Annotated in this window: 11 protein-coding genes; 10 read left to right on the top strand and 1 reads right to left on the bottom strand. The window is 67.7% G+C overall.

Annotated elements, in window-relative coordinates:
* Window positions 1–487: 487 nt before the first annotated feature.
* The 3 genes from nrdH (at window position 488) to nrdE (ending at window position 3586) form a co-directional block, all read left to right on the top strand.
* On the top strand, window positions 488–721 hold the full coding sequence (gene nrdH, locus G528_RS0106725; RefSeq protein WP_026918308.1) for a glutaredoxin-like protein NrdH: 234 nt from the start codon (window positions 488–490) through the stop codon (window positions 719–721).
* Between the two features lie 12 nt (window positions 722–733).
* Window positions 734–1267 carry a class Ib ribonucleoside-diphosphate reductase assembly flavoprotein NrdI gene (gene nrdI / locus G528_RS0106720; RefSeq protein WP_051198389.1) on the top strand — a complete coding sequence of 178 codons (534 nt, stop codon included), beginning with the start codon at window positions 734–736 and terminating at the stop codon, window positions 1265–1267.
* Window positions 1268–1387: 120 nt separating this feature from the next.
* A complete protein-coding gene (nrdE, locus tag G528_RS0106715; protein ID WP_026918306.1) occupies window positions 1388–3586 on the top strand; it encodes a class 1b ribonucleoside-diphosphate reductase subunit alpha in 2199 nt (732 codons plus the stop codon).
* A gap of 179 nt (window positions 3587–3765) precedes the next feature.
* Here nrdE and nrdF read toward each other — a convergent pair whose 3' ends face one another.
* Complete coding sequence (gene nrdF, locus G528_RS0106710) at window positions 3766–4767, bottom strand: class 1b ribonucleoside-diphosphate reductase subunit beta (protein ID WP_026918305.1); 1002 nt, start codon at window positions 4765–4767, stop codon at window positions 3766–3768.
* Window positions 4768–5009: 242 nt separating this feature from the next.
* Here nrdF and G528_RS16655 point away from each other — a divergent pair, with 242 nt between their 5' ends.
* From G528_RS16655 to G528_RS0106675, 7 genes are all read left to right on the top strand, one after another.
* The gene (locus tag G528_RS16655; RefSeq protein ID WP_281170339.1) at window positions 5010–5822 is read left to right on the top strand and encodes an SDR family oxidoreductase; all 813 of its coding nucleotides are present in this window, start codon (window positions 5010–5012) and stop codon (window positions 5820–5822) included.
* Entirely contained in the window at window positions 5819–7441 is a 1623-nt protein-coding gene (locus G528_RS0106700) for a (2,3-dihydroxybenzoyl)adenylate synthase (protein ID WP_026918304.1), read from the top strand. Before G528_RS16655 ends, G528_RS0106700 begins: the two co-directional genes overlap by 4 nt.
* The gene (locus G528_RS16650) at window positions 7438–8061 is read left to right on the top strand and encodes an isochorismatase family protein (RefSeq protein ID WP_035719123.1); all 624 of its coding nucleotides are present in this window, start codon (window positions 7438–7440) and stop codon (window positions 8059–8061) included. Before G528_RS0106700 ends, G528_RS16650 begins: the two co-directional genes overlap by 4 nt.
* The gene (locus G528_RS0106690) at window positions 8058–9128 is read left to right on the top strand and encodes an isochorismate synthase (protein ID WP_026918303.1); all 1071 of its coding nucleotides are present in this window, start codon (window positions 8058–8060) and stop codon (window positions 9126–9128) included. Before G528_RS16650 ends, G528_RS0106690 begins: the two co-directional genes overlap by 4 nt.
* 113 nt (window positions 9129–9241) lie before the next feature.
* A complete protein-coding gene (locus G528_RS0106685) occupies window positions 9242–10588 on the top strand; it encodes a lysine N(6)-hydroxylase/L-ornithine N(5)-oxygenase family protein (RefSeq protein ID WP_026918302.1) in 1347 nt (448 codons plus the stop codon).
* A 79-nt stretch (window positions 10589–10667) separates the two neighbouring features.
* A complete protein-coding gene (gene panD, locus G528_RS0106680) occupies window positions 10668–11075 on the top strand; it encodes an aspartate 1-decarboxylase (protein ID WP_026918301.1) in 408 nt (135 codons plus the stop codon).
* A gap of 131 nt (window positions 11076–11206) precedes the next feature.
* Window positions 11207–25609 carry a non-ribosomal peptide synthetase gene (locus G528_RS0106675; protein ID WP_026918300.1) on the top strand — a complete coding sequence of 4801 codons (14403 nt, stop codon included), beginning with the start codon at window positions 11207–11209 and terminating at the stop codon, window positions 25607–25609.
* Window positions 25610–25625 lie beyond the last annotated feature (16 nt).

Raw genomic sequence — 25625 nt, 5'->3', positions numbered from 1 at the left:
CACCAACCACAACAGGCACCGGCGGACCACACCGGTGGCAGATCAACACCATCCACCACGCCGAACTCCTCCCGACCACGGACCCCGACCCACCACCGACACCACCAGAACCACCGACGCCACCGACACCGCCTGCACCGGGATGAACCTGGGGTCGGAGCGGCTGTCCGCCGTCGATGTCGGACCCCGGGTGTTCACTGGGGGAGACCGCTGCAGAAGGGGGTCGATGCGACACGCCCAACACGCCGAGACACGCCGATCGGCCTGTGGACAACGAGCGCGCGACCTGCGACTTTCACGAATGTTATTCACAAGTTCTTGTGGTCTAGAAAAAGGGGAGGCACAAGGTGTAGTGTTTGAAACGTCCGGGGGGCGGACGGCACACGAACTACTTACAGGGATGTCGTTCGGTGCGGAACCCGCAAGAACCGGTCGGTAGAAACACAACAGTCAGCAGCGGATCGTTTCATCTCAAGGGAGCACACAGATGGCCATCACCGTTTACACCAAGCCCGCCTGCGTTCAGTGCAACGCGACCTACAAGGCGCTCGACAAGGCCGGCCTGGAGTACGACGTCGTTGACATCAGCCAGGACGACGAGGCTCGTGACTACGTGATGGCACTCGGCTACCTGCAGGCTCCCGTCGTCGTCGTCGGGGACGATCACTGGTCGGGCTTCCGTCCGGACCGCATCAAGTCGCTCGCGTCCGCGGCAGCCTGAGCGGGTGCACCGATGGCCGCTCGAACCGATGCCGCCGAGCCGGACACCGTCCGGTCGGCCGCCGGCGGGGTGGTCGCCGAGGGCGCCGCACCACCGTTGATCGTCTACTTCTCTTCGGTCTCGGAGTACACCCACCGCTTCGTCGAGAAGCTCGGACTTCGAGCCCTCCGCATTCCTCTCATCGACCGCACGTCGTCGTTCCGCGTCGATGAGCCCTACGTGTTGATCACGCCGACCTACGGGGGCGGCAAGATCAGCGACGCGGGGAAGGTCACCGCGCACGCCGGTGGCGGGTACGTCCCCAAACAGGTCATCAAGTTCCTCAACGTCGAACACAATCGATCGCTCATCCGCGGAGTGATCGCCGCCGGCAACACGAACTTCGGCGAAGAGTTCTGCAAGGCCGGCGACATCGTCTCGTACAAGTGCCAGGTCCCGTACCTGTACCGGTTCGAGTTGATGGGGACCGTCGACGACGTCGAGCGTGTCCGCGAGGGTCTCGCGGAGTTCGCCGCCAGCCCGCAGTTCACCCGACAAGCGGCGTGACGGGTGCCGGACACGTCCGGCTCCCGCCCCACCCAACACCACATGTCATCAGCAGACGTTCTCACCAGCAGTGCATCTGCGCCAGCAGTACATCTCTTCAGTTCAACATCAGGAGAAGCAGTGTCGACCACCGCACTTCCAGTCAGCGAAAACACCGTCTCGGCGAGCGTGTCGGGGGTGCATTCCTCGCCGGCCGGGCACAATCCTGGCGACCTCGACTATCACGCGCTCAACGCGATGCTGAACCTGTACGACGCCGACGGGAAGATCCAGTTCGACAAGGATCGCGAGGCTGCGCGGCAGTACTTCCTGCAGCACGTCAACCAGAACACGGTCTTCTTCCACGACCTCGACGAGAAGCTCGACTACCTGGTCAAGGAGAACTACTACGAGGTCGAGGTCCTCGACCAGTACGACCGCGAGTTCGTGAAACTGCTGTTCAGTCATGCCTACGGGAAGAAGTTCCGGTTCCCGACGTTCCTCGGCGCGTTCAAGTACTACACGAGCTACACCCTCAAGACGTTCGACGGGAAGCGGTACCTGGAGCGTTTCGAGGATCGCGTCTGCATGGTGGCCCTCACCCTCGCCGCGGGCGACACCGCCCTGGCTCGGCACCTGGTCGACGAGATCATCGACGGCCGCTTCCAGCCGGCGACGCCGACGTTCCTGAACTCGGGCAAGAAGCAGCGCGGTGAGCCGGTCTCGTGCTTCCTGCTGCGCATCGAGGACAACATGGAGTCGATCGGCCGGTCGATCAACTCGGCGCTGCAGCTGTCCAAGCGCGGCGGCGGCGTCGCCCTCCTGCTGAGCAACGTCCGCGAGCACGGCGCCCCGATCAAGCGGATCGAGAACCAGAGCTCGGGCGTCATCCCGATCATGAAGCTGCTGGAGGACTCCTTCAGCTACGCCAACCAGCTCGGCGCGCGTCAGGGCGCCGGCGCCGTGTACCTGCACGCGCACCACCCGGACATCTACCGGTTCCTCGACACGAAGCGTGAGAACGCCGACGAGAAGATCCGGATCAAGACCCTGTCGCTCGGCGTGGTGATCCCCGACATCACCTTCAAGCTCGCGAAGAACAACGACGACATGTACCTGTTCAGCCCGTACGACGTGGAGCGCGTCTACGGTGTGCCGTTCGCGGACGTCAACGTCTCGGACAAGTACGACGAGATGGTCGAGGACAAGCGGATCCGCAAGACCAAGATCAAGGCTCGCGAGTTCTTCCAGACGCTCGCCGAGCTGCAGTTCGAGTCGGGCTACCCGTACATCATGTTCGAGGACACGGTGAACCGCGCCAACCCGATCGACGGCAAGGTGACCCACTCCAACCTGTGCTCGGAGATCCTGCAGGTCTCGACGCCGTCGGAGTTCAACGAGGACCTGTCGTACTCGCACGTCGGCCGTGACATCTCGTGCAACCTCGGGTCGATGAACATCGCCAAGACGATGGATTCCCCCGACTTCGGGCAGAGCATCGAGACCGCGATCCGCGGGCTCACCGCGGTGGCCGATCAGACCTCGATCGAGTCGGTCCCGTCGATCAAGCGCGCCAATGACGAGGGGCACGCGATCGGTCTCGGCCAGATGAACCTGCACGGCTACCTGGCGCGTGAACGGATCTTCTACGGCAGCGACGAGGGTGTCGACTTCACGAACATGTACTTCTACACCGTCGTCTACCACGCGATCCGCGCGTCGAACGCGATCGCCAAGGAGCGCGGTGCGGCGTTCGCGGGCTTCGAGAAGAGCAAGTACGCGAGCGGTGAGTACTTCGACAAGTACACCGATCAGGTGTGGGAGCCGGCGACCGAGAGGGTCCGCGCCCTGTTCGCCGACGCCGGTATCGCGATCCCGACCCAGGACGACTGGCGGGAGTTGAAGGCGTCGGTCCAGGAGCACGGCATCTACAACCAGAACCTGCAGGCCGTGCCGCCGACCGGGTCGATCAGCTACATCAACCACTCGACCAGTTCGATCCACCCGGTCGCCTCGAAGATCGAGATCCGGAAGGAAGGCAAGATCGGGCGCGTCTACTACCCGGCGCCGTACCTGACGAACGACAACCTCGAATACTACGAGGATGCGTACGAGATCGGCTACGAGAAGATCATCGACACGTACGCGGCCGCCACGCAGCACGTCGACCAGGGGTTGAGCCTGACGCTGTTCTTCAAGGACACCGCGTCGACGCGTGACGTGAACAAGGCGCAGATCTACGCGTGGCGCAAGGGCATCAAGACGCTGTACTACATCCGACTCCGCCAGATGGCCCTCGAAGGCACCGAAGTGGAGGGTTGCGTCAGCTGCATGCTGTGAGTGTCGTCGGCGGCGACACGTGACGAACGGCCCCGATCTCCGTACGGAGATCGGGGCCGTTCTCGATCGGGGTCGGTGTCAGGAGGGCCGTCGTCGGGCGGTGTCCTTCGCGGCGACGACGACGCCCGCACCCGCGGGGACTGCGGGTGCGGGCGTCTCTGCTCGCCGTCAGGCCGGGATCAGAAGTCCCAGTCGTCGTCCTCGGTGTTCTCGGCCTTGCCGATCACGTACGAGCTGCCCGACCCCGAGAAGAAGTCGTGGTTCTCGTCGGCGTTCGGCGAGAGGGCCGACAGGATCGCCGGGTTCACGTCGGTCTCGTCCTTGGGGAACATGGCTTCGTAGCCGAGGTTCATCAAAGCCTTGTTGGCGTTGTACCGCAGGAACTTCTTGACGTCCTCGGAGAGTCCGACCTCGTCGTAGAGCGCCTCGGTGTAGTCGGTCTCGTTGTCGTACAGCTCGTAGAGCAGCTCGAAGGTGTAGTCCTTGAGCTCCTGGCGGCGTTCGGGGGTCTCCACCTCGAGGCCGCGCTGGTACTTGTAGCCGATGTAGTAGCCGTGCACGGCCTCGTCGCGGATGATCAGACGGATCATGTCCGCGGTGTTCGTCAGCTTCGCCCGCGACGACCAGTACATCGGCAGGTAGAAGCCGGAGTAGAACAGGAACGACTCCAGGAGGGTGGAGGCCACCTTCCGCTTGAGCGGGTCGTCGCCCCGGTAGTAGTCCATGATGATCTGCGCCTTGCGCTGCAGATGCTCGTTCTCCTCCGACCAGCGGAAGGCCTCGTCGATCTCCTTGGTGGAGCAGAGAGTGGAGAAGATCTGGCTGTAGCTCTTGGCGTGCACCGACTCCATGAACGCGATGTTCGTCAGTACCGCCTCTTCGTGCTGCGTCAGCGCGTCGGGGATCAGCGAGATGGCGCCGACGGTGCCCTGGATGGTGTCGAGCAGGGTCAGACCCGTGAAGACCCTCATGGTGAGGACCTTCTCGTATTCGGTCAGGGTGCCCCACGACTGGATGTCGTTCGAGACGGGGACCTTCTCGGGCAGCCAGAAGTTACCGGTCAGGCGGTCCCAGACCTCCGCGTCCTTGTCGTCGACGACCCGGTTCCAGTTGATGGCCGACACCCGGCTCACCAGCTTGACCGGCGCTCCGTCGGCAGGACTCTGGGCTAACTCAGACATGACACCTCGCGTTGCAGAAGGGTGATCGAATGGAACGCCTCAACCCTACCGCTTGGGTCTGACAGTCCCCAGGAGCACAACATCCTGTGTCTCGGCGTGTCTCCGAATGTGTACGCGGATTGTGACTGTGGCGGGCGACACAACAAGGATGGGTAGACTTACCTACATTAGGTATGCCTACCCTGTGTGTGCGCCTTCGGGCGGATCGAGATGTCGTCGACGAGTCACAGGAGAGTCCAGCGTTGGTCAGGACCTTATCCGGGTTCGCGGAGTCCTCGCGACCGACGGGAACCGAAGCCGACACGGCCCACTCCGTCGTCACCGGAGCGGGATCGGGCATCGGCGCTGCGACGGCGCTTCGACTCGCGAGCCGAGGGCCGGTATCGCTGCTCGACCGGGACCCGGACGGCCTGGCGGCAACCGAGCGGGCGGTCGCGTCCGCGGGAGGCAGACCGACCACCCATCTCGTAGACGTCACCGACGAGGTCGGCGTACGTGCCGCGCTGGCGGAGGCCGAGGACGCCACCGGGCCGATCGACCGGTTGGCTCACTGCGCGGGCACCCTGGTGACCGGACCGGTCGTGGAGGCCACGGCAGCGGATTGGGCGACGGCGCTGACGGTGAACCTCACCGGGGCGTTCGTCGTGATGACCACCGCCGTCCGCCGGATGGTGGAGCGGCGTGCGGGGTCGATCGTCGTGGTGGGATCCAACGCGGGCAACGGGCCGCGGACCGGTCTGGGCGTCTATGGAGCTTCCAAAGCCGCGGTGCACAATCTCGCACTCACACTCGCACTGGAGACCGCGGTCGCCGGCGTTCGGATCAACGTGGTGGCGCCGGGGTCAACCGACACCCCGATGCAGGAGGCCTTCGGTGGCCTCGATGCCGCGGAGTCGGCGATCGTCGGCGACCTCGGTCGGCATCGGCTAGGCATCCCGCTGGGGCGCATGGCCGCCCCGGACGACGTCGCGGCGACCATCGAATTCCTGCTGTCATCGGCTGCCCGTCACATCACCGCCCAGGTGCTCACCGTCGACGGAGGTGCAACCGTATGACCCGCCGACCGCCCACCCTCTTTCCCTCCGACGTCGCACGGCGATACCGGGCCGCCGGCTACTGGACGGAGGACACTCTCGCTGGAATGCTGCCGGAGTCCGCACGCCGCTTCGGCGACGCCGAGGCGCTGGTCGGAGTCGATCATGCGGGGCGACCGGTACGGATGACGTACATCGAACTCGACAACGCGGCCGCGACGGTCGCGTGCGGACTGCGGGCGCGCGGGATCGGCCGGGGACAGCGTGTGGTGCTGCAACTGCCGAACATCGTCGACTACGTCACCGTGCTGTTCGCTCTCTTCCGAATCGGAGCGATCCCGGTCTTCGCGTTGCCCGCTCATCGGCGCAGTGAACTGCTCCACTTCGTTCGCGTCTCGGAGGCGACGGTGCTCATCACGACCGCGCGCATCGGTGCATTCGACCATCGGTCGCTCGCCGCGGAGGTCGCGAGCGAGAGCCCGATCGAGGTGATCGTCGTCGACGACGGCCCCATCGGCCATGTACCTGGAGAAACCGGTGGCGGCCCGGTCGAGGTCGCCGCCGAGTCGTTGGCCTTCCTCCAACTGTCCGGCGGAACCACCGGAGTGCCGAAACTGATTCCCCGGAGCCACGCGGATTACCTGTATTCGGTACGGGAGTCCGCTGCGATCTGCGGCCTGGGGCCGGACACTCGGTACCTCGTGGTTCTTCCGGCGGCGCACAATTTTCCGATGAGCAGCCCCGGAATTCTGGGTGTCCTCTCAAGTGGCGGCACGGTTGTCCTCGGCCTGGAGCCGACGCCCTACAGCGCTTTCCCGCTGATCGAACGGGAACGTGTCACGATGACCTCGCTGGTGCCGCCGATGGCCATGCTGTGGTTGCAGGCGCGGCCCGATTCATCGGCGGACCTGTCCAGTCTGCGGGTGCTTCAGGTCGGCGGCGCTAAGTTTCCCGCGGAGGCGGCCGGTCGGGTCGGGCCCGTTCTCGGATGTCGGCTGCAACAGGTCTTCGGGATGGCCGAGGGGCTCGTCAACTACACCCGCGACGATGACCCGGACGAGATCGTGTGCGGCACCCAGGGGCGGCCGATCTCTCCCGCCGACGAGATACGGATTCTCGACGACGACGGTGCCCCGGTCGCTGACGGTGAGCCGGGACATCTGCACACCCGCGGCCCGTACACGATCCGCGGCTACCTCGGTGGGGTGGATGCCGAGTCGTTCGATGTCGACGGCTTCTACCGCACCGGTGACATCGTCCGTCGTCTACCCAGCGGCCACCTCGTCGTCGAAGGGCGCGCGAAGGACCAGATCAACCGTGGGGGAGAGAAGATCGCCGCGGAGGAGGTCGAGAATCATCTGATCGCCCATCCGTCGGTGGTCGACGCGGTGGTGGTCCCGGTCGCCGACCGATTCCTCGGCGAGCGAACGTGTGCGGTGATCCTCGCCGACGCACCGGCGCCCTCCCTCCCCGACGTGAGGGCGTTCGTCCGGGGTCGCGGCGTCGCCGACTACAAGGTGCCCGACCGCGTGGAGATCGTGGAGGAGTTCCCCACCACGGGCGTCGGAAAGATCAGCCGCCGCGACCTGCGGCGCGCAGTGGCCGACATGGTGTCCCGACGGGATGAGGAGAAGCGATGAGCCTGCCCGAAAGCGTTGTCTATGACATTCCGCGACGCGAGTGCGTCGACGTCGTCGATTGGTCGATCGACCCGGACCGGGCGGTACTGCTCATCCACGACATGCAGGACCACTTCGTACGCGCCTTCGACCGGGAATCGGAACCGTTGCGGACGGTGATCCCGAACATCGCGTCCGTGCGGGCCGATGCCCGCGCTCGAGGAGTGCCGGTGGTGTACACCGCGCAACCCGGGGATCAGGATCCGGTGGAGCGCGCGTTGCTCACGGACTTCTGGGGGCCGGGGCTGGCCGCGTCCGATGAGCGGATCATCGACGACCTCACCCCGGCCGACGACGACATTCGTCTCGTCAAATGGCGATACAGCGCCTTCGCCCGATCAGACCTGGCGGAGCGGATGCGGATGTGGGGACGCGATCAACTCATCATCGTCGGCGTCTACGCCCACATCGGGGTGATGACGACCGCTCTCGACGCCTTCATGCGAGACGTTCGGCCGCACGTGGTCCGCGATGCCGTCGCCGACTTCTCGGAAGCCGATCACGCCCGCGCGATGGACTACGTGGCGACCCGGTGCGGTCGAGTCGAGACGACCGTCGCGGTCCGTGAGGCGCTTCGGTGACCACGTCGAGCGATGATCCGCACTTCGTCCTGGCCGACCGTCGAGGCATCGTGACCGCCTCCGGGGTCGAGGCCAGATACGACGATCCGCACGTCGCGGCGGACGCGTTGCGTGCGCGTGACGTCGATGCCGTGGTCGGTGCGCTGCCCTTCGACCTGGCCGACCGTGCCGCGCTGACGGCGCCGTCCGTGCTCGGGCGTGGCGGACATCTTCCGGAGGTTCGGCCGCTTCCGCCGCTGCGACAGGTGGCCGAGGTCCCTGAGCCTGGGGAACACCTCGACCGCGTGCGCCGCGCTGTCGCGCTGATCGGGTCCGGGGAACTGCGAAAGGTAGTCCTGGCTCGCGCGGTCGACTTCGAGTCGGCGGCACCGGTGCGACCGCTGGATCTGGTGGCGGCGCTGCGTTCGCGGGACGACCGAGGCAATGCCTTCGGCGTGGCCCTCGCCGGCGGCGACCCCGCATCGCCGTGGCTGGTGGGGTCGAGTCCCGAGGTGCTGGTGGAACGTCACGGCGACCGAGTCAGCTGCCATCCGTACGCCGGGACCGCGGCGGAGCCGGACGGACTGTTCGATTCGGCGAAGGACAGGGAGGAACACGCATATGTCGTCGACGAGATCGCCACGGCGCTCGCACCGGTGTGCTGTGACCTGGAGATTCCCGCGGAGCCATCGGTAACCCGCGCAGGTCCGGTGTGGCACCTCGGAACGAGGATCGAAGGACGCGTCAACGATTCGTCCGTCACGGCACTCGATCTGGCGTTGGCTCTGCACCCGACCGCTGCTGTCTGCGGGGTTCCCAAACAGTCTGCGGCGAAGGCGATCGCGTCGTTCGAAGGGGAACGACGGTTCTATGCGGGTGCTGTCGGATGGACGAACTCTCGGGGTGACGGCCACTGGCGCGTCGCGATCCGGTGCGCCGAGGTGGGCGTCGATCGGACCTCGTTGCGCGCGTTCGCCGGCGGCGGGATCGTGGCGCACTCCGATCCGGACGCCGAGTTCGCCGAGACGGAGAACAAGCTGCGGGCCGTGCTGGGGCCGTTCTCACTGATCGAATCCGTCCGCCGATGACCCCGCGTGAGCCCGCATCCGACAGCCGACCGAGGAAGACCATGTGTGACGAATCCCGAAATCCGACGTCCCGAACCTCAACCTCTCATGCTCCGAATGCCCCGCACCCGGACCTGCGCACCGTCGATCTCGTCGGGGTCGGTGCGGGCCCCGCGAACCTTGCTCTGGCCGCCGCCCTCGACGAACACAATCGTCTCGACGAGCAGCGGCGTATCGGTGGACCGCTGGCCATGACCGTTTTCGAACGCGAGGTCGACTTCGGGTGGCATCCGGACATGCTTCTGGAGGGCGCGACGATGCAGATCGCGTTCCTCAAGGACCTGGTCACTCTGCGAAACCCGCAGAGCCCGTTCAGCTTTCTGGCCTACCTGAAGGACCGGGGACGGATCGTCGACTTCGTCAATCAGCAGACGTTCTTCCCGACGCGCGTGGAGTTCACCGACTATCTGCGGTGGATCTCGGAACGGGTCGACTCGACCATTCTGTACGGAACGGAGGTCATGGGCCTGACTCGGCTGACCAGACAGCCGGACGGTGCGCGTTTCGCCGTTCATGTGTCCGGTCCCGACGGACGCCGGACGGTGCACGCACGGTCGGTGGTCGTCGCGGCGGGCCTGAGCCAGCGTCTGCCGCGGTGGGCGACGCGCGGTCCACGCCTGTTCCACAATCATGAACTCCTCACTCGCCTCGAGGCCCTCCCTCGGCATCCCGAACCGGATCGGTTCCTCGTGGTCGGCGGGGGACAGAGCGCTGCGGAGGTCGCGCGGCACCTGCATACGACGTTCCGGTCGGCGATCGTCGAGTGCGCGTTCAACGGGTACGGATTCCAGCCGGCCGACGACAGCCCGTATGCGAACCGGGTCTTCGATCCCGATGCCGTCGACGACTTCTACAACGCACCGCCGGAGATTCGTGCGGAGCTCATGATGAGGCACAGCACGACGAACTACGCCTGCGTCGACCTGGACCTCATCAACGAGCTCTACGCGATCGAGTATCGCGAGAAGGTCGTCGGTCGTCGTCGCCTGTACATGCTGCCGGCGACCGCCGTGCTCGACGCGTGTGCCGACGAGGACGGCGTCGCCGTGACCCTGCGGTCCCGGTTGACCGGAGTTCTCGACGAACGTCGGTACACGGCGGTCGTCTGTGCGACGGGATTCGAGTCCGTGGGGGCCGAGAAGCTGCTGGAGGTATCGGGTGCCGTACCGAGTGGTTCGACGGTCGACCGACAGTACCGGCAGGTGATCGACGGCGAGGCGATTCCGGGCCTATATGTCCAGGGCGCGACCGAGGCGACACACGGGCTCGCATCCACGCTCCTGTCGAATGCGGCGGTCCGAGCCGGCGAGATCCTGTCGACCCTGATCGGCGACCTCCGCGGTTGCGAAGGTTGCGACGACTCGGAAGACCGAGCCGGGTCGGCGGCGGCGTCGAGCCGAGAAACGGCCGGTACCCGGTGATCCCGCCTCGAGCCACGGCGGCCGGGATCGGACGCGCGACCGGATCCGGGAGCGAGCACATGAACGGTGAGGAGAGAGCATGAAGAGAACATTGGTCAACGGGAAGATTCACCGCGCGACGGTCACGCAGGCCGACTTGCACTACGTCGGGTCGGTCACGATCGACGGGTCCCTGATGGCGGCCGCGGACCTCGTGGAGGGCGAACTCGTCCACATCGTGGACATCACGAACGGTGCCCGTCTGGAGACGTATGCGATCACCGGTCCCGCCGACTCGGGCGTGATCTGCATCAACGGGGCCGCAGCGCATCTGGTGGACCCCGGTGACCTCATCATCATCATGTCCTATGTCCAGATGACCGACGGTGAGCGGCGCGGCCACGTGCCGAAGGTCGTGCACGTGGACTCGGCCAATCGGATCGTCGCACTGGGCGCAGACCCGGGGGCACCGGTTCCGGGGGCCTCGGGCCAGCTGGCCACCCGTTGACGACGTCCCCTGAGAACCCGTCCCCTGAGAACCCGTCCCCTGAGAACCCGTCCCCCTGAGGACCCGTCCCCGCTGACAACACTGAGGAGAACGTGATGCCGTCACCGGTGTCGAGTACTCGAGCCCTTCCTGTGACCGAAGCCCAGTCGGCCATCTGGTTCGGTCAGACCCTGGTGCCGGGATCTGCGGCGTTCGTCGTCGCCCATGCGGTCGAACTGCCGGGCCCGGTGAACCGCCGTGCGTTGGTCGCGGCCGCGACCGAGGCTCTCGCGGAAGCGGACGGACTGCTCTCGACCTACGGCGTCGACGGCGATTCGGTGAGGCGATGGTCGGGTACCGGCGCGACCACCGAGGTGAGACGGCACGTTGAGGCCGGGAGGCAGGCGGCCCTGGCGTGGATGCGGGAGCGCGCGGCGACACCGATCGATCCGTCGACCGACCCCGTCGCGGAATCGACCGTGGTAGAGGTGGGGGACGAACTGACCTTTCTCCTCCTGATCGCGCACCACATCGCGCTCGACGCGTATGGACTCGACCTCGTCGTGCGTCGCACGGCCCAGATCTATTCGGCCGCGGAGTGCGGGGAGCGGGCTCCCGACTCCTGGTACGGAGCCGTCGACCGCGTTCTCGCTGACGAGGCCGCCTACATCGACTCCGATCGTCGGGCCGACGACGAACGGTATTGGAGGCAGACGCTCGCCCGTAGGCATCGCCCGGCGTCGGTGCGTGCGGGTGAGGACCAGGCCGTCCGGCACATCAGGACCCGGACGACTGCCGCCGGACCCGACGTGGTGTCCGGGGCGAGCCGACTGGCGGAGAAGGCGGGCGCCGGATGGGTGGATGCCATGACCGCGCTGCTGGCCGCGGAGGTCGGCGGCCGAATCAGCGCGCAGACGAGCATCCGCACGGCGTTCGGCTTCCCCGTGATGAGCCGGTTCGGCACCGCTGCGGCCGCTGTGCCGACGATGGCGGTGAACGTGCTTCCCCTGCATCTCGGCGTCGGTCCCGACCGGGACCTCGTGGACCTGACGCGTGAGGTCCACGAGGCCGTCTCGGGACTGTCGGCGCACTCGAAGCTCCGCGGTGAGCGAGTGGATCGGATGTCCGGAAGTGCACCCGGTGTGTGGCTGAACATCAAACCGTTCACCGACGTTCACGATTTCGGCGGCACTGAAGGAAGGGTGCACTCTCTCGCACGCGGGCCCGTCCGCGAATTGACGATCACGGTGAGCCGACGATCCGGGCGAGACGGGGGCCTCGACATCGCGATCGACGCGGACGCGGCGCGGTACTCCGCAGACGATCTCGCGACGATCGACCGCGAACTCGTCCGATTCCTCAGCGAGGCGAGTTCCCCGCGAGCGCATGGGCTTCCCGTGTCGCAGATTCCGCGGGTCTCCGACGCGGAGTTCGCGAGCATTCGGCGGTGGAACGAAACAGCGGTCGAACATCCGCAGGACGACACCCTCGACGATCTGCTCGTGCACTGCGCCGCCCGCAGCGGCGGCCTCCCAGCGGTGATCGCCGAGGACGCCGAACTCGACTACGCGACGTTTCGGGCCCGGGTCAATGCGCTGGCGCACCATCTGCTGGGCGCCGGGATCCGTCCCGGACATCGGGTCGCCGTCTGCCTCCCGCGCAGCAGCCGCCTGCCCATCGCGCTGCACGCAGCTGTCCATATCGGTGCGGCCTACGTGCCTGTCGACCAGGAGCTTCCGATGGCCCGCATCGAGGCGATCATCGAGGATGCAGATCCAGCTCTGATCGTCAGCGACGGCGTCGCGGCTGACTGGTTCGGTGATCTGGGCGTCCTGAATCTCGACGATCCCGCCGTGCAGTCGGCCCTCGACGAGACTTCGACTGTCGAGGTGTCCGACGACGAGCGAGGTCGTCCGGTCCGCCCCGAGGACATCGCGTACGTCATCTTCACCTCCGGGTCCACGGGGCGTCCCAAGGGCGTCGCGGTCTCGCACCGTGCGGTCGTCAACCGGCTCCGGTGGGCGCAGTCGGAGTACGCACTCGACGCCGACGATCGGATTCTGCAGAAGACACCGGCGGGGTTCGACGTTTCGGTGTGGGAGTTCTTCTGGCCGCTGATGGTCGGTGCCTCACTGGTCATGGCGCGCCCCGGCGGACACCGCGATCCCGAATACCTCGTCGAGGTGATGAACGAGCACCGGGTGACGACCGTCCATTTCGTTCCGACGATGCTCGCGGCGTTTCTCGACGAGCCGACCTCGACGTCGATTCGAAGCGTCCGGCGAGTGCTCTGCAGCGGTGAACCGCTGCCCGGCGCACTCTGCCGACGATTTCACGAGAACCTGACCGCCGAACTCCACAATCTGTACGGCCCGACGGAGGCGGCCGTCGATGTGACCGCGACGGCGGTGCCCGCCCACGGCGTCGGCGACAGTGTGCCGATCGGACATCCGATCTGGAACACGACGGTTCACGTACTCGACGGCTGGTTGCGAGAGGTCCCCATCGGTGAGGAGGGCGAACTGTACATCGGCGGGAGTCAGGTCGCCGCCGGCTATCTGGGGCGTCCGGGGCTGACGGCCGGACGATTCGTGGCCGATCCCCACCGGGCGGGTGCCAGACTCTACCGTTCGGGTGATGTGGTCATCCGACGCCCAGACGGGGGACTGGACTACGTGGGGCGGACTGATTTCCAGGTCAAGATCCACGGTCAGCGAATCGAGCTCGGAGAGATCGAGGCCGCGCTGCTCGGTCATCCCGGCGTGGGCGCCGCTGTCGCACGGATCGTCGACACCGTGGCCGGGCCCCGGGTGGTGGGTTACGTGGTGCCGCGAGCCGGAAGCCTCGATCCGCTGGACGCCGAACGGGTGCGAACGGGACTCGCGGAGACCCTGCCGGCCCACGGCGTGCCCGCGGTGGTGATGGTGATCGACGAACTGCCCACGACCACCAGTGGAAAGACCGATCGGAATGCCCTGCCGGAGCCCGAATGGGATACCGGTGCGGGTCGGGGAGGCGACGCGGCGACCGACTGCGAACGTGCGCTGGCGGGAGCATTCACCGAAGTCCTCGGCGTCGGTCGGGTGGGTGTCGCCGACGACTTCTTCCGGCTGGGCGGTGACAGCATCTCCGCGCTGCGGCTGATCTCGGCGGTTCGACGTCGCGGATGGCACATCCGGACGGCGGACGTCCTGCGGTATCCGACGGTCGCCGACCTGGCCCGACGGGCGGATCCGACGGCGCCGGGTGCGGACGGCGAGACCGAGGAGGCCGCGGTCGGGCCGTTGATCGAGACGCCGATCATGATCGACCTGTTGGGGTCGACGTCGTCGTCGGTCGCGCGGTCCCTCGCCCAGTCGACTGTGGTGACGACCCCCGCGGACGTGGACGCGGATGCTCTCAGGCGGGCGGTTGCCGGCCTTCGGGTGGCGCACGGAGCCCTCCGGATGATCGGTTCGGTCGATGAGGGGCTTCGCATCCGACCCCGTCGACAAACGGCGGACACGGGTGTCCGCGAGGCCGACGACACGGACGGATTCGTGATCGCCGAGGAGGTCCGGATGGGGACTCAGGAGGCAGATGACGCCGTGGCGGCCGCAGTGACGGCGGGGTACGGCTGGCTGAACCCGTCGGTGGGGCGGATGTTCCGAGCGTGCTGGATCCCCGGCCGCGCCGGTCCGGGTGTTCTGGTGATGGTCGCTCACCACCTCGCGGTAGACGGCGTGTCGTGGTCCGTGATCCTCGAGGACCTGCGAACCGCGGTCGAGCGGGGGACGGGATCTGTTCCATCGAGTGGGCACTCGCTGCGGACCTGGAATGCCGAGCGGCGGCGTGTGGCCGCACTCCTGGCACCCGGTGATCGGACCGCATGGCAACAGATCCTCGCGTCGGCGGGCAGGGCGAGCATCGTGCGTCGCGATCTCGGCCCGGCCGACACAGTCGCAGCATCTCGGACCGTGTGGTCCCGTATCGGAGGTGCTGACCTCCGGTCGATCCTCGAGATCGTCGTTCCGGCGGTGCACGGTCGGCTGGACGACGTGATCGTCGCGGCAACGGCGAGAGCCGTGGCCGACCTCTCACCGGACGGAGACCGCGCGGTCGTCCTGGACGTGGAGGGGCACGGACGCGAGGCGGACGTGCTCGCCGACGTCACCGGACGCCCGTACGACGTCGCGCGGACGGTCGGATGGTTCACCACCGTGTATCCGGTTCGCGTCGACGTCTCTCCGTGGTCGGAGGACCGGTTCGAGGGCGCCGACAGTGTGGTGAAGGCCGCGAAGGAAGCCTTGCGTCACGCGCCTCACCGCGGGATCGGCTACGGCTACCGGGTCGACGAGGGCGGCGAGGCTCCGGGGGTGGTCGCCGCTGAACTCCTGGTCAACTATCTCGGGAGGCATTCCGAGAGCGTTGGAGGCCCGTGGGGCGCCCTGCCGGTACCCGGCGACGGAATCGGCACGCTCGGGGTCGCGATGGATCCGTCGATGCGCATGTCTCACGCCCTCCAGATCAATGCCGCACTGGTGGCCGGGGACCACGATGAGCCGACCCTGGACGTCCAGTTCCGATACGCGCCGGGGGTCGTCGCCGACGGCGACGTCGTCGACCTCGTGGCTCGATTCGAGGAAACGGTCGCCGCGATCGCCGACGCCGGTCGTAACGGGCGCATCGGCGGTCTCACCCCCTCAGACATCACCGTCGCGCTGGCCCCGGACGAACTCGACGACCTCGTGTCGCGGAGCACCGGGATCGCCGACGTTCTCGCGCCGACTCCACTCCAGGAGGGGCTCCTTTCGGCGACGGGGGACAATCACGACCCGTACCTCGTTCAGCTGCTCGTCGACGTCGATGGACCCTTGGATGCGCTGCGCCTGAGGGAGGCAGCGAGCCGACTGCTCGCTCGGCATCCCCATCTCGCCTCGACATTCACCGTGACGGTGCACGGGAGGCCGGTGGCGGTGGTCCCGGAACGCCCGGTCGCGATCTGGAGGGAGTTCGACGCCGCAGATGAGGCGGAGCGGGATCGGCTCATCGCGGACGACCGAGCGCGCGGGTTCGACACCGCCGGCGGCGAACTGATCCGCTTCCTGCTCATCCGACTCGGCGCCGAGCGGAACCGCCTGGTCGTCACGCACCACCACGCGGTTCTCGACGGGTGGTCGATGCCGATCTTGATCCGTGAACTGTTCGCCCTCCTAGGTGGCGAACGGCTTCCGGCGGCGATCCCATATGCGGATTATCTGCGGCACCTGGAACGACGGGACCGCGCGGCTGACCGTCGTGCGTGGTCACGAGCTCTCGAAGGGCTCGAGGGGCCGACCATCGTCGTCCCCGCCGAGGCGGGTCGAGCGCCGGCGCGACCAGGCGGTGAGCGCAGCCGACGGCGGGTGACGGGCACAGTGGCCCCCGGGATCGCCGAGGCGCTCGCGAGCAGGGCACGCGACGCGGGCATCACGATCAACTCCCTCGTGCAGACTGCGTGGGCTCTGACGCTCGGACGGCACACCGGCTCGGCCGACGTCGTGTTCGGTACCGCGGTGGCGGTGCGTCCCCCGGAGATCCCGGGAATCGACGACGCCGTCGGTCTGCTGATCAACACGGTGCCCGTCCGTGTCGATCAGCGGCCGGACGAGACCGTCGACGACGTCGCAGCGAGGCTCCACGCATGGAACTCCGCGCTTCACGAGCACCGTTCCGCACCGCTCTCCGAGATCCTGGGAGACCTTCGGCGCGACATTCTGTTCGACACCCTGATGGTGTTCGAGAACTATCCGATGGCGCCGATCATCGATCGAGCCACCGACCTGCGGGTACGAATGGCCGGCGTGGAGGACGAAGCGGCGTTCCCGGTGACGATGATCGTGGTGCCGTCCGGGGGACTGGACCTCGAACTCACCTTTACCGCGGGGGTCCCGGAGGCACTCGGCGCCGCCTTGGTCGAGTCGATGATCGAAGCTCTCGAAACGATCGCGACCGACCCGCACGCGATGCCGAAATCCGTGTTCGCGACGCCCGAGACGGTACCGACGGTCTGGTCTGGGCCGCCGGCGACGGCGACGCCGACGACGGTCGTCGACCTCCTCGACGGTGCCGAGGGAGCCGCGACGGTGATCGCCGGGGAATCCGTGCTCTCCGGAGACGAGCTTCGCCGACGAGCCGATGAGCTGGTCGAGGCACTGACCGCGCTCGGTGTGCGCCCGGAGTCGCATGTGGCGGTACTGCTGCCGCGAGGCATCGACGCGGTGATCGCGACGTGCGGCGTCCTCCGATCTCCGGGCGTGCTTGTGCCGATCGATCCCGCGCACCCCGATGCTCGTGTGACGGCCCTGTTGACAGCGACCGACCCGGCGGTGGTGGTCACCGATGCGATGAACGTCGGCCGAGTGCCCGCGACGTTCGCGGTCCACGTGATGGATCGTCCGGGCGCCGGGAGTGCGGCAACTGTTTCGGCGCGGGACTGGCCCGTGCTCCCCGAGAGCGGCGCGGTGGGCGTCTTCACCTCCGGAACCACCGGACCGCCAAAGCTCACGGTGATGTCGCATCGTGCGCTCGCCGCCCGTGTGACGTGGGGTCTGCGACTCTGGTCGGTCGGCGACCGAGCCGCCGAACCGGACGTACGGATCCTGCGGTCGGTGCCGGGGTTCGTCGACGCGGTCACCGATCTGCTGAGCGGGGTGGCCGCGGGTTCACGCATCGTCGTCGCCGACGATGCGGCCGCGGCGGATCCAGCCGAGCTGCGCGATGTGATCCGAACTTCGGGAGTCAACCGGATCACGACCGTCCCGTCGGTTGCCGCAGAGATCGTCGGGACCCCAGATGTGACTCACCCAGACATGACTCACCCAGACATGACATACCCGGACGGGGCTCTCGGGTCGATCCGGACATGGGTTGTCTCGGGGGAGGCGCTCTCCGCCGACGTGTACGGACGCATGCGGGCGCAGTCCGACGCCGTGATCATCAATTCGTACGGTTCCACCGAGGTCGCCGGTGACGTCGCATTCGCAGAACTGACCGGACCCGATGCCGAGATCACGCTGGGGACGCTGGTCCCCGGCGCCGTCGCGAGAGTCCTGGACCACTGGCTCAGACCGGTCCCGTTGCGCACGCCCGGAGAACTCTATGTCGGGGGACCGCAGGTGGCGCGCGGATACGCCGATGCGGCCGCGCTGACCGGTACGCGGTTCGTCGCAGACCCTTGGGGCAGCGGTGCGGTCGTCTTCCGTACCGGAGACCTGGTCTCCGTCGATGAGGGAGGTCGACTGCGCTATCACGGTCGTGCAGACCGTCAGCTCTCGATCCGCGGGATCCGTGTGGAACCCGGCGAGGTCGAGGCGGCACTGGTCGCCGTCGACGGCGTCGCCGAGGCCGCCGTGGACTGCCGGGAGATCCTCGCCGGCGAACCGGTGCTGGTGGGGTACGTGACTGCATCACGGTCCGGAGATCATCTCAGCGCGTCCGGAATCAGGCGTGAGCTCGCCGACGTACTGCCACGACATCTTGTTCCCGCGACCGTGGTCGTCGTCGATCGACTGCCTCGCGGCAGCAACGGAAAGCTCGATCGCGGAGCGTTGCCGACGCCTTCCCGGACGCCGATTCCAGCCCACGGTCGGGCGGCGGAACCCACCGGACCGGTGACCGGGGACGCGCTCGCAGCCGACTTCGCGGCGGTGCTCGGAATTGCGGACGTCGACATCGCCGACGACTTCTTCTCGTTGGGCGGGCATTCGTTGCTCGCGAACCGACTCGTCACGCGGCTGCGTGCGCGGGGCGTCGATGCCGATCTGCGTGATGTCTTCGACCATCCGACGCCGATCACGCTCGCGGAGCATCTCGCGGCGTCTACGGAGGCGAGCGATAGAGATGCGGGCGCTACGGGAGCAGGAGAGACGGACTCGGGGGATCGGGATGCGGTCGACGATCGCTTCCCGAGGCCGCCCGGTGCTCCCGGTGTGGCGCCCGCGTCGTTCGGACAGCAGTCACTGTGGCTGGCCGACCAGCTGACCGGCGATGACGGTTCGGCATACCGTGTGGCCGCACTCTTCGCAGTCGACGGCGACATCGACATCGCCGTGCTGCGTCGCGCCTCCCTCGACGTCGTCGCGGAACACCCGGTCCTTCGCACCGTTTTCGAGTGGCGAGACGACCTGCTGTGGCAGCGTGCGCTTCCAGTCGACGACGTCGACCTCGATCGGCTCGCAGACGCGGTTCATGTGCCCGCAGACGCGACAGGCGATGCCATCGCCCGCTTCGTGGCCGAACCGATGGACCTCGCGACGCACGTGCCGTTCCGCGTGCGGGTGTTCCATGCCGAGGGGACGGCCCTCCTGGTTCTCGCCGGTCATCACATCGCCACCGATGAGGCGTCGTTCCCGATGGTGATCGGAACGCTCGTCGACGCGTATCGTCGGCGTTCTGCGGGAGCCGCGGAGGCGCCGCGGGAATCGACGCGGTTCGACTATCAGAGTCACGCGATCGCTCAGCGTCGTCGCGTCGAATCGGGTCGATACCGGGACGACGTCGACTTCTGGCGAGAACGGCTCGCGGACCTCCCGGCGGAGACCGCACTGCCCCACAGGCGTGCGCCGCGACCCGGAGAGCGGCACACCGTCGCGACCCGACGGGCCGTTCTGCCCGCCGCGACCAGCCGCGGTCTGAGGGCTCTTGCCGGCCGCTTCCGGGTGAGCCCGCTGATGCTGGCACAACTGCTGATCGCCGCGGTGCTGCGCGGACGCGGTGCCGGCGACGTCGTCCCCTTCGGCAGCCCTGTGTCCGTCCGTCCCGACCACGGCTTCGCCGACGTCGTCGGCTACTTCGTGAACACAGTCGTGATGACGACGGATCTGGCGGGCAACCCCCTCGCAGGTGAGGCGCTGGATCGGATCCGCGACGACGGTCTGTCGGCGATCGAGCACGGCCAGGTGCCCTTCGAGAACGTGGTCGACGCCGTCCGGCCGGGTGGTCTCGGCGGACGGTCGCCCCTGTTCCAGGTGATGATCGCCTACCGCGACCAGTCCATCGTCGAGTCGATGGACATGGGCGACGCGCTACTGCGGAGGCTCGATCGCGAGGAGGTCCACGCTCGCTTCGGGGGTTCGCCGGACGCCTCGGTCGCCAAGTTCGAGATGGTGTTCGTGCTCGGTGAGGACGAGGACGGGACGTGGTCGATCGGCATCGATTATGCCCGGGAACTGTTCGCCGGCGAGACCGTCGACGGAATGCTCTGCGGGATAGTAGCGGCCGCATCGGCGTTCGCCGCGGACCCCGGCATCGGCGTGGACGATCTGACTGCGGTGGCGAGCAGCAGCGGTGCGGTCGACGCAGTCGACATGGTCACCCTCACCGTCCCCAGCGCGGACTCGGCGTCGAGGCGCGGTTCGGAGTCCGTCGAACGCCGTCGACTGAACCTGGCGGGGGTGCCGGTGGAGCGTATCCGCCAGGCGCACCGGGCGTGCCTGGCGGCAATCGTGGCCGACGTGCCGACCACCGGCGCCTCCCGCGAGGAGGCAGCCGGGGTCGACGAGGACCCCTTGGCTCCTGTCGGCATTGATCGCGTTCTCGACTACGGAACGGCACTGCGCATTCGGGATTCGTTCGGCGCGGCAGGAGGCGTCGGGACCGGATCCGATCGGGGACTCGACATTGAAATGGGGGACGACGGACTCGTCCGCGCCGCAGAACTGGTGGTCACGGGCTGTGACCCGGTGTTCGCCGACGCGCTCGCAACCGCCGTGGAGTCCGCCGCCACCGCGCCCGGCCGCATCCGGGTCGCGATGGCCACCCCCGCCGATGAGGTGGCTGCACGGGTGTCCGCCGACGGTCGAGGCGAGAACGTCGTCGGTCCAAGAGGACCCGGCACGGCAGGAGGGCGGGCGCTCGAGCACGCTGCGGGCGTCGAACGCTCCATGGTCGGCGCCGTGTCGATCCGAGACGCCGTGGTGGCTGCGGTGATCTCGGGGATCGCCGGCCACAGCGGCCCCGTCGTCACGGGTGCACGCGACGCCCTCGTCATCGACATCGAGCAGTCCGTGCGGACCGACGACACCGCATTGACACCGGGACGGTTGGCTCTGCGGTATCCCGTCGTCATTCCCGTCGGCCTGGCCGGCGCCGACCACGCCACGCTCGTCACCGCGGTGGCCGGCTGCCTTCCGGATCGGCCGGTTGCGGCCGAGGTCCGTCGGGACGGCTCGGGAGCCCGGCTGCTCATCCGCTGGTATGAGACGGATGCTCGGCCGGCCGCGCAACCCCTCGACGGATACGCGACGGTGGTGACCGTGCACGTGGGAACCGCTACAGCCGGTCGTACCACCCGCATCATTCGCTGGCGAGTCGACGGCACACCGGAGGCGGCAGAGCTTGTCGATGCCCGCCGGGTGGGTCGAGCGCTCTCGCGGGCCGCCATGGCTCCGGCCGGACAGGCCGAACTCATCCGCGCGGCCGCCGAACGCGCCGTGCGCGATCCGGCCCGCCCCACACTGGTGGGACTCGGCGCCGCCGACTTGCTCGAGGTAGAGGCGACCTTCGGCGCTTGGGCGGATGTGATGCCGGCCAGCGGACTGCAGCAGGGCCTGCTGTTCCACATGCAGCTGGCGGCAGAGACCGGGGCCGCCGACCCGTACGTCTCGCAGGCGCGCCTGAACTTCAGCGGACGGCTGTCGCAGGAACGTCTCCGAGCGGCGGTGAGAACACTGTTGGTCCGCCATCCGAACCTCCGTGCGGGCTTCACGATGATCGACGGGGGCATCGTGCAGGTCGTGCCGGAGCGGGTCGAGGTGCCTGTCCGCGTCCTCGACGGCCGGTCGGGCGTGGACGTCGATGCCCTCTTGCAGCGCGAACGCGAGACGTCCTTCCGTTCCGACCGGCCTCCGCTCGTGCGCTTCCTGGCGGTGCGGGTCGGCGACGACGGCTGGGTTCTGGCGATGACCTTCGAACACGCGCTGCTCGACGGATGGTCGTACCAGATCGTCCTCGACGAGCTGTTGGCGCTGTACGACGACCCCGACGGCACCGGCCTCGAGCGGCCCGCACTGTATCGCGAGTATGCGATGTGGTTGCAGCGGCAGGACACCGCCCGCGCGGCGAGCGCGTGGGCGGACTACCTCGCCGGTCTCGCCGAACCGACGATCCTGCGGCCCGACGCAGTCGGCAGCACGGTCGACTTGGCTTCGGCGCGGGACTATCGCACCGACCTGCCGATCGAACTCAGCGCGGCCGTCGAGCATCTCGCACGACGAGCGGGCAGCACAGCCAGCACCGTCCTCCGGGTCGCATGGGGTGTGACGCTCTCACGGCTGACCGGTTCGACGGATGTCGTGTTCGGCGCCACGGTGTCGGGACGGCCACCGGAGGTTCCGGGCGCCGACCGCATCGTCGGGCTGTTGTTCAACACGGTGCCGGTGCGGGTGCGTTCCACCCCGTGGATGTCGGTCGAACAACTCGTTCGCGCCACGCACCGCGCCCAGATCCAGGTGATCGATGTACCGTTCGTCAGCCTCACGGACATCACGGCCGGATCGGGTCTCCCGCAGCTCTTCGACACCCTGTTCGTGACCCAGAACCATCCGGTGGCGCGCACCGACCGGACGGTCGGACCGAACGGGGGCATCCGGCTGACGGGAGGGGTGCTCGACGACGCGACCCACTATCCGATCTCGATCTCGGCGATGCCGGGGAACCGGATCCACCTTCGATGCGCATATCGCGGCGACCTGTACTCCGCAGCCCAGATCGATGAGCTGATGCAGCGGTACGTGCGGGTCCTCTCGACCATGGTCGAGTCGCCCGACGTTGCCGTCGGTGCGGTGACGACGATCGCGCCCGCCGAGTTCGACGCGGAGGTGCGGCGATGGAATGAGACGACGGCGGCTGTTCCCGACCGCACCGTGGCGGGGCTCTTCGCGATGCAAGCGACCGCGACTCCCGAGGCGCCGGCACTCGTCGCCGGTGATGTGAGTCTGACGTTCGGCCAGCTGCACGGCGCGATCAATCGGTTGGCGCGGGTGATGATCGACCGCGGGGTCCGCCCCGAACATCGGGTGGCGCTGATCCTGCCGCGTGACGAGCGGATGGTGATCGCGATGTTCGCGGTCTTCGCCGCCGGCGCGGCGTACGTCCCGATCGACCCCGATCTGCCGCTCGAGCGTGCGCGGTACATCGTGGGCGAGTCGGCGCCGAGCATCGTGATCTCGACCTCATCGTCGGACCCGTCACTGGTGGTCGGACACCGCAGCCTCCTCCTCGACAGCGAGGTCGTGGTGGACGAGATCGCCCGAATGGACTCGTCGCCCGTGCGGGACGTCGAACGGGGCGGTCCGGTCCGGATGGACAATCTCGCATACCTGATCTTCACCTCCGGCTCCACGGGACGGCCGAAGGGCGTCGCGGTCGGCTATCGGGGACTGACGAACATGTACGTGAACCACGTGGAGACGATCTTCAACCCGGTGGTGGCCGGTCAGCAGGGCCGGCGCCTCGCGATCGCGCACACCACCTCGTTCTCTTTCGACGCGTCGTGGGAGCAACTGTTCTGGCTCGTGAACGGCCACTGCGTCCACATCATCGACGAGACCCTGCGGAAGGAGCCGGCAGAGCTGCTCGAGCACTACGACAGGGTGGGCATCGACGGCTTCGACTCGACGCCGTCGTACATCGACGTCCTCGTGGAGCAGGGCCTGGTGGATCGTGATCGTCCTGCGGGGCGATCACGACGGGCCGAGGATTGCGGAGTGGTGTTCGTCTCCCTCGGCGGTGAGGCGGTTCCCGATGCACTGTGGACGCGGCTGCGTACCACGCCTGGCGTCGAGTCCTACAACCTCTACGGTCCGACGGAGTACACGATCAACGCGCTCGGCGCGGATCTCGCGGACAGCGAGACTCCCACCCTGGGGCATCCGATCACCAATACCCGCGCGTATGTCCTGGACGACGGCCTCAACCCCGTGCCGGCCGGAGTGATCGGTGAACTGTATCTCGCCGGGGCCGGGATCGCCCGCGGCTATCACGGGCGGCCCGGTCTGACCGCGGAACGTTTCCCCGCGTGCCCGTGGGGAGGTGCGGGGGAACGCATGTACCGGACGGGTGATCGTGTCCGACGCCGTGGCAACGGTGCTCTCGACTATCTCGGACGCACCGACGATCAGATCAAGATCCGGGGTTACCGCGTCGAACCCGCGGAGATCGTCGATTCCCTCGTGACGCACCGGGACGTGGCCCGCGCAGCAGTGGTCGCGCCACTCGACAGCGCGGGGCAGCGCAGACTCCTAGCGTTCGTGGTGCCCGCTGCCGGTCGGACGGTGAATCCGGGAGCGGTCCGCGCACACGTGCGAACGGCCCTCCCCGACTACATGGTGCCCGCCGCCGTCATCCCGATCGGCGAGATCCCGTTGACGGTCAACGGGAAGGTCGACGTTCGCGCGCTTCCCGTGGTCGAGGTCGCCGTCGACCGTCGAGTGCCTCCGGCGACGGCGACCGAGGCGATCGTCGCCGACGTGACCGCCGAACTGCTCGGGGTGCACGAGGTCTCCGTCGTGGAGCCGATCAGGGACATGGGTGGCACCTCGCTGACGATCATGCGCCTGGTCTCGCGTCTCGCCGACGTCCTCGGAAAGGAGGCCGCGATGTCCGAACACCTAGCGGTCACGGTGCGAGACGTGCTCAGCGGGATGACGGTCCGCGAGATCGCGGCGCGAGTGACCGGGGCGGACAGCGGCGGCGAGGTGTCTCGCGCCGATCAGGAGGCCTCGCCGCTCACCGAGTTCGTCGCCGCGTCGTCCGACCGGTCCGTCTACTGCTTCCCCGAAGGATTCGGTCTCGTGGTCCCATACGCGGTTCTCGCGGATCGGGTCCCGCCGGGGTGGGGTCTCTACGGGCTGCCCGCACCCGAACCAGGAGGGCCACCCGAGGTCGTGGCGGCCGCCTATGCGGATCTGCTGGAGAGTCGGCATCCGGCCGGGGACCTCGATCTTCTGGGCTGGTCGTACGGCGGCCATCTGGCGTACTGGACGGCCCGAGAGCTCACGATTCGGGGTCGACGGGTGGCGTCGTTGACGATCATCGACGCCTACCCGTCGGTAGCGGTCGCGGACGCTCCAGTGACCGTCACGGATGCTCGCGATCGGGCCGAAACCGATCTCGCACTGCGGACCGGAGCACCGACCGGTGTCTCGCGTACCGACCTCGTTCGTCGAACCTTGTTCGGCGGTGGCGGACAGACCGACGATGCACGCTCTGTGACGACGCTGCCCGACGACGACCTCGCGGCGATGTTCGAGTCCTACGCGGGATGTGAACGCACATTGTCGTACGGAACACGCGGTGTGCTCGACGTCCCGACGGCGATCATCGGCTCCGAACCGAACCGTGACAGTCACGCACACCCGCCGACCGCCGTGAGCGCATGGGCGCACCATCTCACGGCCATCGACCACTGGTGGTCGACGAGTTTCCGACACGCCCGCCTCCTCGACCCGGCGGCGGTCTCCGAATGGATCCCCACGGCGCAGCGGATATGGCGAGAGAAGGCGGTGGCCGGCGACGTCGACACGACAGACGAGTGACAACCGCATCGCGTGA

It is taken from the genome of Gordonia shandongensis DSM 45094 (assembly GCF_000423025.1).
Classification (GTDB): Bacteria; Actinomycetota; Actinomycetes; order Mycobacteriales; family Mycobacteriaceae; genus Gordonia; species Gordonia shandongensis.
Note: the sequence above shows the minus strand (reverse complement) of the source record. Positions and strands in the feature narration are given on the sequence as shown.